8 protein-coding genes, 1 pseudogene and 1 riboswitch are annotated in these 12,475 nt (G+C 69.3%); of the genes and pseudogenes, 4 read left to right on the top strand and 5 right to left on the bottom strand.

The features are described from left to right. Positions 1 to 4 precede the first annotated feature (4 nt). Both ACGFZW_RS02370 and ACGFZW_RS02365 read left to right on the top strand, forming a co-directional pair. On the top strand, positions 5 to 673 hold the full coding sequence (locus ACGFZW_RS02370; RefSeq protein WP_393891095.1) for a potassium-transporting ATPase subunit C: 669 nt from the start codon (positions 5 to 7) through the stop codon (positions 671 to 673). A 282-nt stretch (positions 674 to 955) separates the two neighbouring features. Next, positions 956 to 4,330: a pyruvate carboxylase gene (locus tag ACGFZW_RS02365; protein ID WP_393891094.1), complete on the top strand. Its 3,375-nt coding sequence runs from the start codon at positions 956 to 958 to the stop codon at positions 4,328 to 4,330. Between the two features lie 118 nt (positions 4,331 to 4,448). Here ACGFZW_RS02365 and ACGFZW_RS02360 read toward each other — a convergent pair whose 3' ends face one another. Both ACGFZW_RS02360 and ACGFZW_RS02355 read right to left on the bottom strand, forming a co-directional pair. Next, the gene (locus ACGFZW_RS02360) at positions 4,449 to 4,937 is read right to left on the bottom strand and encodes an NUDIX domain-containing protein (RefSeq protein WP_393891093.1); all 489 of its coding nucleotides are present in this window, start codon (positions 4,935 to 4,937) and stop codon (positions 4,449 to 4,451) included. 93 nt (positions 4,938 to 5,030) lie between these two features. Then, positions 5,031 to 5,660 (bottom strand): dihydrofolate reductase family protein, encoded by a 630-nt coding sequence (locus tag ACGFZW_RS02355; protein WP_393891092.1) that lies wholly within the window; start codon positions 5,658 to 5,660, stop codon positions 5,031 to 5,033. A 574-nt stretch (positions 5,661 to 6,234) separates the two neighbouring features. Between ACGFZW_RS02355 and ACGFZW_RS02350 the strand changes: the two genes are divergently transcribed. Beyond that, entirely contained in the window at positions 6,235 to 6,957 is a 723-nt protein-coding gene (locus ACGFZW_RS02350) for a hypothetical protein (protein ID WP_393891091.1), read from the top strand. A 59-nt stretch (positions 6,958 to 7,016) separates the two neighbouring features. On the opposite strand, the gene ACGFZW_RS02345 is transcribed toward ACGFZW_RS02350, so the two are convergent. The 3 genes from ACGFZW_RS02345 to ACGFZW_RS02335 form a co-directional block, all read right to left on the bottom strand. Continuing rightward, positions 7,017 to 7,835: a DeoR/GlpR family DNA-binding transcription regulator gene (locus ACGFZW_RS02345; protein WP_393891090.1), complete on the bottom strand. Its 819-nt coding sequence runs from the start codon at positions 7,833 to 7,835 to the stop codon at positions 7,017 to 7,019. Positions 7,836 to 8,158: 323 nt separating this feature from the next. Continuing rightward, complete coding sequence (locus ACGFZW_RS02340) at positions 8,159 to 9,190, bottom strand: NAD(P)-dependent alcohol dehydrogenase (protein ID WP_393891089.1); 1,032 nt, start codon at positions 9,188 to 9,190, stop codon at positions 8,159 to 8,161. Between the two features lie 90 nt (positions 9,191 to 9,280). Continuing rightward, on the bottom strand, positions 9,281 to 10,603 hold the full coding sequence (locus tag ACGFZW_RS02335; RefSeq protein ID WP_393891088.1) for an MFS transporter: 1,323 nt from the start codon (positions 10,601 to 10,603) through the stop codon (positions 9,281 to 9,283). Positions 10,604 to 11,074: 471 nt separating this feature from the next. On the opposite strand from ACGFZW_RS02335, the pseudogene ACGFZW_RS02330 reads away from it, so the two are divergent. After that, positions 11,075 to 11,733 (top strand): annotated as a pseudogene (locus ACGFZW_RS02330) (class I SAM-dependent methyltransferase). Positions 11,734 to 12,087: 354 nt separating this feature from the next. Beyond that, a riboswitch (SAM riboswitch) is annotated at positions 12,088 to 12,198 on the top strand. Positions 12,199 to 12,475: the final 277 nt, after the last annotated feature.

Raw genomic sequence — 12,475 nt, 5'->3', positions numbered from 1 at the left:
GACCATGAACAACTCTGTAGGAAACACCGCACGGTTGATCTGGGCCGGGCTGCGCGCCCTGCTCGTCCTGACCGTCGTCTGCGGCGTCCTCTACCCGCTCGCCGTCACCGGTGTCGCGCAGGGCCTCTTCCACGACAAGGCCAACGGCTCCGAGATCACCGCTGACGGCAGGGTCGTCGGCTCCGAGCTCATCGGCCAGCGCTACAACCTGCCAATGAAAAAGGGGGAAAAGACCCCCGCGCCGGACCTGCGGTGGTTCCAGCCGCGCCCCTCCAACGGGCTCGGCGTGAACAGCGCCAACACCCGGTACGAGCTGCTCCTCTCCGGCGCGACCAACCGCTCCGGCGACAACGAAGAGCTCGTCAAGTGGGTCACCGACGCCAAGGCCGCCGTCGTCAAGGACAACTCGGTGAGCGGCTACACGGTCCATCCGGCGGACGTGCCCGCCGAGGCCGTCACCTCCTCCGGCTCCGGTCTGGACCCGCAGATCTCCCCCGAGTACGCACAGCTGCAGATCCACCGCGTCGCCGCGCAGAACAAGCTCGGCCTCAAGCAGGTCGAGAGGCTCGTCGAGGGCCACACCGACGGCCGGATCCTCGGCTTCGTGGGTGAGCCCACGGTGAACGTCCTCCAGCTCAACATCGCGCTCAAGGAGCTGACCGCGAAGCGCTGAGGGCAGGAGCCGCAAGCATGAGGCGGCAGCCGCCGGGCCGTGGAACGTTCACGAGACCGGCGGCCGGCCGCCGTCTCGCGGCGGCGATCACGCTCATGGCCTCCCAGGGGGAACGGTGCCCACGGAAGCGAAACGGATCATTCCTGGTCCGCGGGGGACAAATGATCGACTGTCCGTGGCGTCCGTGCGCGGGCCGTCCACGTGCGGGTGTAGGAAGGAGCAGGCAGGAGCAGGAGCAGGACAGGGCGCCCGATCCGGCGCGTACGTGAGAAGGGACCATGGATGTTCCGCAAGGTACTCGTCGCGAACCGTGGTGAGATCGCCGTTCGCGCGTTCCGCGCCGCCTATGAGCTGGGCGCGGGCACGGTGGCGGTGTTCCCCTACGAGGATCGCGGCTCGCTGCACCGCCTGAAGGCCGACGAGGCATACGAGATCGGCACGACGGGCCACCCGGTGCGGGCCTACCTGTCGGTCGAGGAGATCCTGGCCGCGGCGCACAGGGCCGGGGCGGACGCGGTGTATCCCGGATACGGCTTCCTGTCCGAGAATCCGGACCTGGCCCGGGCGTGCGAGGAGGCCGGGATCACCTTCATCGGTCCCAGCGCCGACATCCTGGAGCTGACCGGCAACAAGGCCCGTGCCGTCGCCGCCGCCCGCGAGGCAGGGGTACCGGTACTCGGCTCCTCGCGGCCCTCCACCGACGTGGACGAACTGATCGACGCCGCGACGGAGGTCGGCTTCCCGGTGTTCGTCAAGGCGGTCGCCGGTGGTGGCGGTCGCGGGATGCGGCGGGTGGAGGACCCCGCCAAGCTCCGGGAGGCGATCGAGGCGGCATCGCGCGAGGCCGAGTCGGCGTTCGGCGACGCGACGGTGTTCCTGGAGAAGGCGGTCGTGGACCCGCGCCACATCGAGGTGCAGATCCTGGCCGACGGCCAGGGCGGTGTCCTCCACCTCTACGAGCGCGACTGCTCGGTACAGCGTCGGCACCAGAAGGTCGTCGAGCTGGCGCCGGCCCCCCACCTCGATCCTGAGCTGCGAAGCCGCATCTGCGCCGACGCTGTCGCCTTCGCCCGGACCATCGGCTACCGCAACGCCGGAACCGTCGAGTTCCTGCTGGACCGCGACGGCAACCACGTCTTCATCGAGATGAACCCGCGCATCCAGGTCGAGCACACGGTCACCGAGGAGGTCACCGATGTAGATCTGGTCCAGTCGCAGATGCGCATCGCCGCCGGGGAATCGCTGGCCGACCTCGGCCTCACGCAGGACGCGATCTACGTACGGGGAGCGGCGCTGCAGTGCCGGATCACCAGCGAGAACCCGGCCAACGGCTTCCGCCCCGACACCGGGACCATCAGCGCGTACCGCTCCCCGGGCGGCTCCGGCATCCGGCTCGACGGCGGCACCGCGTTCGTCGGCTCCGAGATCAGCGCCCACTTCGACTCCATGCTGGTGAAGCTGACCTGCCGGGGACGCGACTTCGACACGGCGGTGCGACGCGCCGGCCGTGCGATGGCCGAGTTCCGTATCCGAGGCGTCGCCACCAACATCCCGTTCCTGCAAGCGGTGCTGGACGACCCCGACTTCCGCGCCGGCAGCGTCACCACGTCGTTCATCGAGGAACGTCCGCACCTGCTGACCGCACGTCACTCCGCGGACCGCGGCACCCGTCTGCTCACGTACCTCGCCGACGTCACCGTCAACAAACCGCACGGCGAGCGTCCTCGTCTGATCGACGCCAGGGCCAAGCTGCCGGACGTACCGGACGGCGAGCCTGCCGCAGGGTCGAAACAGCTGCTCACCGAACTCGGCCCGGAAGGCTTCGCCCGCCGCCTGCGGGAGGCGCCCGCCGTCGCCGTCACCGACACCACCTTCCGCGACGCCCACCAGTCGCTGCTGGCCACCCGAGTACGCACCAAGGACCTGCTGGCCGTCGCGCCTGCCGTCTCCCACACCCTGCCGCAGTTGCTGTCGCTGGAGTGCTGGGGCGGCGCCACCTATGACGTGGCCCTGCGCTTTTTGGCCGAGGACCCGTGGGAGCGGCTGGCGCAACTGCGCGAGACGGTGCCCAACATCTGCCTGCAGATGCTGCTGCGCGGTCGCAACACCGTCGGCTACACCCCGTACCCGACCGAGGTGACCGACGCCTTCGTGGAGGAGGCCGCGGCGACCGGCATCGACATCTTCCGGATTTTCGACGCGCTCAACGACGTCGGACAGATGCGGCCCGCCATCGACGCCGTCCGCGCCACCGGAACGGCCGTCGCCGAGGTGGCGCTGTGCTACACCTCGGACCTCTCCGACCCGGCGGAGAAGCTCTACACCCTGGACTACTACCTTCGGCTCGCCGAGCAGATCGTGGACGCCGGAGCACACGTCCTGGCGATCAAGGACATGGCCGGACTGCTGCGCGCCCCGGCCGCCGCACGGCTCGTGACCGCCCTGCGCCGGGAGTTCGGTCTGCCGGTGCATCTGCACACCCACGACACGGCGGGCGGTCAGCTCGCCACCTACCTGGCCGCCATCGACGCCGGCGTCGACGCGGTGGACGGGGCCGTGGCCTCCATGGCGGGCACCACCTCACAGCCCTCCCTGTCCGCCATCATCGCCGCGACCGACCACTCCGAGCGGCCGACGGAACTGAGCCTGCCTGCGGCCTGCGCCCTGGAGCCGTACTGGGAGACCGTGCGGCGGATCTACGCACCGTTCGAGGCGGGCCTTGCCGCCCCCACCGGGCGCGTATACAACCACGAGATCCCGGGCGGACAGCTCTCCAACCTCCGTGTCCAGGCACGGGAGTTGGGCCTTGGCGACCGGTTCGAGGAGATCGAGGCGATGTATGCGGCAGCCGACCGCATCCTCGGTCGTCTGGTGAAGGTGACGCCGTCGTCCAAGGTGGTCGGCGACCTCGCACTGCACCTCGTCGGCGCGGGCGTCACGCCGGAGCAGTTCGCCGCGGATCCCGGGGAGTACGACATCCCGGCATCCGTCATCGGGTTCCTGCGGGGCGAACTCGGCGACCCGCCCGGCGGCTGGCCGGAGCCGTTCCGCACCAAGGCGCTGAGGGGCCGTGTCGAGGCCGCGCCGGTCGCCGAGCTGTCCGAGGAGGACCGCGAGGACCTGGAGAAGGACCGCAGGGCAACCCTCAACCGGCTGCTCTTCCCCGAGCCGACCAAGGAGTTCGTGAAGCAGCGCGACGCCTTCGGCGACACCGGCGTCCTGCCCAGCACGGACTTCTTCTACGGGTTGCGTGCGGGTGAGGAACACGTGGTGGACCTCGAACCGGGGGTGAAGCTGCTCATCGAACTCGAGGCGATCGGCGAGGCGGACGAGCGCGGTATGCGCACCGTGATGACGACACTCAACGGCCAGCTCCGGCCGGTCCAGGTACGCGACCGCTCGGTCGCCTCCGACCTGCCGCCCGCGGAGAAGGCCGACAAGTCCGACCCGCGGCACGTCGCGGCACCGTTCGCGGGAGTCGTCACGCTGGCGGTGCAGGCGGGCGACGGGGTCGAGGCGGGCGCGACGGTGGCGACGATCGAGGCGATGAAGATGGAGGCGGCGATCACCGCACCGGTTGCCGGCTCGGTGGGGCGGCTGGCAGTCGACTCCGTGCAGCAGGTGGAAGGCGGCGATCTGCTGATCGTCATCGCCTAGGACGGGCGAGTGAGGTCGGTGGCCGGCGCGCGTGGGCCGATCGCGTACGAACCGCGAATGCCACGGCGTTCGGCCCCGGCCCCCGGCCGACGACGGCCGGGGCAGAGCTGACCGGGCATCACGAGCTCGCGGAACAGGTGAGCCGGGCGAGGTGGACGTCCAGAGGCTGCACCCGCCCCGGCAGAGTCTCTTGGAAATCCCACCAGCGGATGGCCGCTATTTCGTCGTTGGGTTCGAATGCGCAGAGGCCGGCGCTGCGACCGGTGAACAGCGCGCCGTATTCGGCGCGCCGGTCGGGCGCGAGCGAAAACCCGGCGTAGCAGGCGAACCAAAGCCGTCCGACGGGTGCGTGACCGGTCTCCTCCAGCAGCTCGCGTGCGGCTGCCTGGTGTGGGGATTCCCCGGGATCGATGCGTCCTCCCGGGAGTTCCCAGGCCTGTCGGAACCGGTCGAAGACCATCAGGACGCGATCGCCGTGCCACAGGGCCACCAGGGAAAACGGCAACGGCGCGTCGCGGGGCGGTGCCTCCTCCGTCCCGGAGGAGAAGGAGGTCAGGGCGTTTCCACGGTCGTCAACGGCAAGCGGAGGGCCTTGTGAAGTCGACACATCGCAATGATGACCGCGCCGTCCCCACCGCCGCTGCGGAGCCGATTCCGCCATGGGCGCTCGCAGCCCGCCTGGACCCAGGCGCGCGGCACATCACCCCTCCTCGTCGAGCATGAAGGTTCCGTACTCGGGCTTCCCGGCGCGCTCGTAGGCGCAGTACTGCACGCCCACGCTCGTGGCGCGGGATTCCGTCAGCCTCCAGGCGGTAGCGGCAGCGCCCTCGCCGAAGAGGCGCTTGCCGGTGCCGAGGACCACGGGGTTGACGAGCAGCCGGTACTCGTCGACGAGGTCGTGCTTCTGGAGGGTACCGATGAGGTCGCTGCTGCCCTGCGTCATGATCACTCCGTCAACATCCTTCTTGAGCTGCGCGACGGAGTCCGCGGCGTCGCCCTTCAACAGGTGGGAGTTGTTCCACTCCAGACTGTCGAGGGTGCGCGAGGCGACGTACTTGGGCATGGAATTGAGCTTCACGGCGATCGAGTCGTCCTCGTTGGTGACGCGGGGCCAGTGGGCGGCGAAGATGTCATAGGTCTTCCGGCCGAGCAGGAGATGGTCGGCGGTCTGCTCGAATACCCGCGTCATGACGTCCATGAAGTCGTCGTCGACGTACGGGACCTGCCAGCCGCCGTGCTCGAAGCCTGCGTCGACGTCCTCGTTCGGGCCGCCGGGGGCCTGCATGACGCCGTCCATGGTGATGAATGCGGTGACGATCAGCTTGCTCATGGTGCTGCCTTCCGGGTGCGGGATTCCTGCCGGTATCAGGATTGACTCCCGAACCGGCGAGAACTCATCGCCGCGCCGCGTGACCAGCCGTCTTGGGCAGCAGCACGAGATCATAGGGGCGCCCCACGCAATCGGACGCGCTCGGCTGCGCGGGCAGCGGAAGCGGGCGAGAGCAGAGGGCCGAGGGCTCCGGACTGGCGCGGCCATGACAGCAGTGGCGGAGGCATGATGGACTGAGTTTCGCGATCCGGGGCCGCCCGCGCCCCGGGACGACTTGCCTTCGGCGATCGGTTGGTGGTGTGCCGTCAGTCACCACTGCGGGCCGTCGGCCGGGGCCGTTGTGGAATCGGGGGTAGCTGTGACGGCAGACGAGCGCACGTCGCGCGGGAGCGATGTCGAGGAGACCACTTCGCAGGAGGAACGCACATCGCAAGTGGGGGGACCTTCCTCGCACGAGGAAGAAAGATCTACGTCAGGAAGCGATGAGGGTGACGCCCCGCCCCCTGCGCGGACTGCGGCGGACCCCGAGTTACCGCGCCCGTCCCTGTCCCCGCTGCGGGACCGAACGCACTGGGTGACGCTTGTCGTGCTGCCGCTGATCGGCGCCGTCGGCTTCTGGGCCGTGCAGGGATTGTGGGACTGGGCCTGGCGTTCGATCAGCGGCCCACCCGGACTCACCGCGTTCGCCTCGCACACCGTCGGGGGAGAGCACCTCTACCTCGATCCGACGGAGTCGGTGGACCCCGCTACGAAATGCAAGCGAGGCGTACCGGTCGCCGCGCCGGGCAAAGCCGCGAGCCTGCCCATCACCCTGCAGGCCAAGACGGACGAGGCCATCATGGTCATCGGTGTCGAGGTCAACGTGGTGTCCAGCGAACCGTCTCCGACGGACGGTACGGTCGCCGAGCCGACGGGCTGTCCGGCTGCCCTCAAGGGCCGCGCCTTCGATGTCGACCTCACCCGGGTACCGTCGCCGGTCGTCGCACCTGCCGGCAAGACGGGCAGTCACCAGGCGACGGACCTTCCCTTCACCGTCACCGCCGAGGACCCCGAGCAGCTGAACCTCCGGCTCCGCCCGGGCGCCAGAGACGTCCGGTTCACCGTGAAGGTCGAGTGGGTGGCCGACGGCAAGTACGGCAGTGTGACGCTCGACGGTGACGAGGACCGCGAGGGCGACGGCGAGCCCGGCTACCGGGTGATGGGCCAGGGCGATGCCTCCTCGGCCCCCGAGAGTCCTGAAGGGCCGTCACCGTCGCCGTCGGCGTCCGCAGACACCGGAAGTGGTCCCCGCAGCTGAGGAGCCCGAGCAGAGGCCCGCCGCCGGTCGCGTGTACGTCGCGAGCAGGCGCGCGGACCTCAGGAGGAAGCGGTCCCGGGACTGACGACCTGCACGGAGACCCCCAGGTCCCGGAGGGCGGCGAGTTGGTCGTCGGGCGTGGCGGTGTCGGTGAGGACGGTGTCGTACGCGGCGGCGGTGCCGTATGCGTACGTGGCCGTCTTGCCGAACTTGGAGTGATCGACCAGGAGCAGGGCCTCGTCGGCGGAGGCGAGCATGGCTTCCTTCACGTCGGCGTACGCCCGCAAGGGGTGGAAGAGCTGACCGTTCTGCACGGCGACGGCGGACATGAGGGCGACATCGGCGCGGATGCGGGAGAGCGCGCGGGTGACCTCGGTGCCGGTACAGGAGTTGAATTCGCTCTCGTAGGTGCCGCCGAGAAGGGTGAGGGCGACACCGGGCGTGACGCTGCCCAGGCGTTGGGCGATGCCGATGGAGTTGGTGATGACGGTGAGTCCGTCGGGCAGGCCGAGGTGGGCCAGGGCGTCGGCCAGAGGGTACAACGTCGTGGAGTCGTCGATGAGGACGGTGCTGCCCGGGCGGATACGCTCGGCCACGGCGGTGCTGAGAGCGGTCTTGGCCGCGAGGGCGGTGGACTCACGGAAGCGGGTGGCAACCTCCATGGTCAGGGCGGGGAATGCCACCGCGCGCCCCCGTTCCTTGCGCAGGAGGTGCCGGCCCGCGAGGTCGTCGAGATCGCGGTGAATGGTCATCAGACTGACGTCGAAGCGGGTGGCGAGATCGTCGATACGGGTCTCGCCGTGGTCGACGACGTACTGCAGGACGGCCTGCCGCCGCTCCTCGAGAGCGGCCTGTGACAGTCGCGCCTTTGCGGACACGTGGCCGCCTTCCTCTCCTGCGCCGCCCCGGACGGCCGGCTCCGCCGCGGACGAACCCAGGGATCGACCGCCGTACGGTCACGGACATCCGTGGTGAACGTCGCTCACTGCCGCAGCCGCACTCGCTCAGCGAGCGGTTGTTCCGCCTCACCGAGCCGCCGGCGCGATGCGGGGAACTCGGCGTCGACGTATCGGCAGGCGCCTGTGACCTCGATCTCCGAGTTTTGCACATGGCTTGGCGGTGGCGAAATGAAGTCGCCGCAGAAGCCCGGGAGCCGGGGAGCCGCGGAGCGCCGAGTGGGCACGGGCCACGGACCAACCCACTACTTCTGCGGGTAGACCACGCTCTTGACCGCGGTGTCGTCCCGGGTGCCGACCGTGAGCGCCTGCTCGGCTTCTTCCAGGCCGTAGCCGTGGGTCGCCAGCGGGTCGAGCCGGACGCGGCCGGAGGCTGCCAGGGCGATTGCGGCGGGCCAGGTGTTGGCGTAGCGGAAGGTGCCGGTGATCTCCAGCTCGTGGCTCTGGACCTTGGCCAACGGCAGGGGGACCTCGTCGCCGCCCATGCCGATCAGCACGGCGCGACCGGCCCGGGCCAGGGCGCGAATCGCCTCGGTGATGGCGCCGGGGATGCCGCTGCACTCCAGAAGGACGTCGGGGGCGAAGCCGAGCTCGGCCACCGGGGTTTGCGCGACGTTCACGGCGGTGGCCCCGAATTCCCGGGCGAGCCGCAGGCGGTGCGGGACGATGTCGGTGACGACCACCTCGGACGCCCCGAAGGCCAGAGCGGTCTGGGCGGCGATGAGACCGACGGGCCCGGCGCCGGTGACCAGGACCCGGTCGCCCGGGGCGACCCGTGCCTTTCGGCAGGACCACACGCCCACCGAGAGCGGTTCGAGGAGTGCGGCCGCTTCGTCGCTCAGCGAGTCCGGTACCGCGTGTGCGAACTCCTCGTGCACCGCCACGTACTCGCAGAAGACACCGTCCACCGGAGGGGTGGCGTAGAAGACCATCTCGGGACAGAGGTTGTACCGGCCGAGGCGGCACTCGGCGCAGGAGCCACAGGGCGTGCCGGGCTCGATGGAGACCCGCCGGCCCACCTCGTGCCGTTCCGCCCCGGGGCCGCATGCGACCACGGTGCCGGCGGGCTCGTGACCGAGGACCATCGGTTCGGCCATGACGAAGTCACCGATCCGGCCGTGGCGGTAGTAGTGCACATCGGAACCGCAGGTGCCGACCGCGTCGACCCGGACGAGGACCTGGCGCGCCCCGGGGGAGGGGACCGGGCGTTCCTCGATGACGAGCTGTTCGGGGCCGTGGAGTACGGCGGCGCGCATGGTGGCGGGTGTCTGGAACATGGAGGGGGCGCGGCCTTTCATGAGCAGGCTGGAGGTGTGTCCACCATCGGCAGCCGGGTGCGTGCGGTGGGGGGGAGGGGAGGAGGACGATCAGGCGAAGGTCCCCGGGGCCGGCTCCTGTGGCCGGCTTCCCGCGGTGACGGTGTGGGCTTCGGGCCGCATGCCGTCGCCGGGCGAGGTGACGTACAGGCAGAGCACCGCGTTGACGAGGAGCAGTCCCGCGTAGATCCACATGAGGCCCTGGAACCCGAACGTGCTGTAGGAGACGGTCCCGATGAGCGGGCCGACAGCGACGCTCAGACCGGCGCCCAGCGTGTAGACGCCCATCACCTGGCCTCTGCGGTCGGGTGCCTGAGCGATCATCATCGCCGGCAGAGGAACGTAGCCCGCGAGCCCGGCTCCGTAGACCGCGACCGCGATGGCGGCCACGAGGAAGTCGTAGCCGGCTGCCGCGGGGAGGTAGTAGCACAGCAGGCACCCGAGGGCCCCGAGCACACCGCCGAACAGGGCGCAGGTCTTGCGGCCGCTCCAGTTGTCTCCGAGCACACCGAAGACCAGGAGGGCGCCCAGGTTCGTGACCATCATGATCACGAGCAGGGTGTTCCACTCCCCGTCGCTGAACCCGAGGTCCCTGACGAAGAACGGCATGAAGACCCACATGCCGAAGGAGGGGGTGGTGTTGATCAGCCGGATGATCAAGCTGACCCCGAGCTTGGGCTTCTCGAAGAGGATCTTGAAGGTGCCCAGCAGCTCCGTGCGGGGGTCGCGGCCGGGCGCCAGTCCCGTGAACCCGGTGCGCTCGCGCAGCAGGAGCAGGACGATGAGGGAGCCGGCGGCGACCATCGCCAAGGAGAGCCACAGTGTGGAGTAGAAGCCGATCATCGGCATGGCCGCGGCGAACAGGAAAGAGCCGATGATGGGGTAGCCGGAGCTGTAGGCGAACCAGAACCAGCCGACGGCCTTGCTCTGATGCTCCTTGGGGGCCACCGCCATGATCCAGGACAGAAAGCCGTAGGCGAACATCGGGTAGCCGAAGCCGCGCACGCCGTAGGTGATCATGACCAGGCCGTAGCTCTCGGCGGGGATGGCCACCGTCAGCATCAGGACGTGGAAGACCACCCAGATACCGGCCCCGATCGCCATCACGCGCCGCGGGCCCCATCTGTCGGACAACAGGCCGGCACCCAGGAACGAGGCGATGGCCGCGGTGACGCCGTAGACGGTGATGATCGCGCCCGCGCCGGTCTCCGAGAACCCGAGGTCGGTACCGAAGAACTTCGACAGGTAGCTCGTCTCGACACCGTCGCCGATCATGAAGAACAACAGACCGACGTAGCCCCGGACGAGCGGCTTGGGGATGCCGATCCGGTCGATCGGATGCCGCCGGTAGGAGGTCTCTGCGGGTGTGCTCATGCCTGTGTCACTCCTGCCGGCGCGAGGCGCGTCCTCCGGTCGGCGCCCGTGAAGGGGGCTCCGGCTTCGGTGAGGTCTTCATGCGCGGAGCTGTCGAGGAGAAGTGGGCCGAGGCTGAGCCCGGCGGAGTCCCGCGAGCCCCTTGAGGCCACCGCCGCGGTCGCCCGGCCCTGGCCCCGGGGTGGGCCGGGAAGGTCGGCAACAGGGGGCTGACCTGGGCCGTTGGCTACGTCTGTGCGCAAGGGCTCGCTCCTCACTTCCTTGTGGATTGACGTGGACAGTAGCCATGAAGTTACGGTGCCGCAAGCGTTTACATCTCATTAAATGTGTGAAATCTTGCGTACGAGAATCACTGAAAGCGTGGTCGGAAGTGAGGGAGGCGGCTCGGGGGGCGAAGGGGCCGGCCGAGCATCCGGGGCCCGGCTGGGCGGTCATCTCAGGTGGGCCGTTGGGTAGTCTGCGGTCGTGGGAATCGAACGGAGCCCTGACCGCTGGTTGGAAGACACGCGGACGTCCTACGACACCGTCGCCGCGAGCTATGCCGACCAGGTACGCAACCTGCTGGAGGAGGCGCCCGCTGAGCGCGCGGTCCTGGCGCATTTCGCCGACCTGGTGCGCAGCCGCGGAGGCGGGCCGGTAGCAGACGTGGGATGTGGGCCGGGGAGGGTCACGGCCCACCTGCATCACCTGGGTGTGGAGGCGTTCGGGATCGACCTCTCACCCGGCATGATCGAGGTGGCCCGACGGGACCACGTCGGTCTCCGGTTCGCGGTCGGCTCCATGACGGACCTCGACCTCGCTGACGGCTCGCTGGTCGGCCTGGTCGCCTGGTACTCGCTCATCCACATCCCCGACGAGGAGATCGGCTCGTCCTCGCGCACTTCCGGCGAGTGTTGTGGCCGGGTGCGCCGCTGCTCCTCGGCTTCCACGTAGGTGATGAGACGGAGTTGAAGACGCAGGGCTATGGCGGCCATCCGATGAAGGTCTACGTCCATCGTCGACAGCATGGCCGGATGGCCGCCTGGCTGAACGACGCCGGCTTCACCGTCGAGGCGCACTGGACGCTCACCTCCACGGAGAGCAAACGAGGCGGAATCCTTCTTGCGCGCCGGGAGCCCGATGCCGAGTGAGTTCCGTCAGTGGCGCCGCCGAGAGGCGTGCCGGGGCAGGGCGAGGAGTTTCAACAGGCTTACGTGTTGAGGGACTCGACAGACTTGCGCGTGCTCCCTTTGCCGGGCGGGGCGGCAGGGCGAACGCGACAGGATTGACCACCTCGTCCGGCTGGGCCCGCCACAGATCTCCACCGCAGATCTCCGCACATGCTCACACCGTCGGCCGTGCTGTGTCACCGTCCGGGCCGGTCTGTTCGCACGACCGAAACATCGCGTTCGCAGACCGTGGCGCGGCGTCGGCTCCGCCGTCTCAGCCTCCGGTCGGCGACGTTGACATCCCTTCCGCGGCCTGTCTAACTTACGGCGCATCTCGGTCATGAGTGTCAGCGACAAGCCCTGGCTGGCTGACCGGCAACCCTCGCATCGCGGTGGGGTGCCCCAGGTGACGACCGGACCGGACGATTTTTTCGGTAAGCGCGAGGCCCCGCGGGGCGGACTTGGTGATGGTGACGGCGATGTACGCAGCTCCGGAGATGGCCGCATGGCGGCGCTACGGTCGCGTCGTGACGTCCGTGAACCGTCCGGTGGATCTGCTCCGTGTCAACAGCGCCCTGTGTAGTGCTTTCTGTCGTACCGTCCGCCACCGCGAGTCCGCGGACGGCAGCTGAAGCGCCGACGTTCTGACCTGCGTCGGATGTGTCCCGGACGCATCGGATGCGTCGGAGACGTCCGGTTCATCTGAGGCAGCCGGCGTTCTGAC

It is taken from the genome of Streptomyces sp. NPDC048248 (assembly GCF_043201875.1).
Taxonomy (GTDB): Bacteria; Actinomycetota; Actinomycetes; order Streptomycetales; family Streptomycetaceae; genus Streptomyces.
The sequence above is the reverse complement of the archived record's forward strand: the minus strand, read 5'-3'. Positions and strand labels throughout refer to the sequence as shown.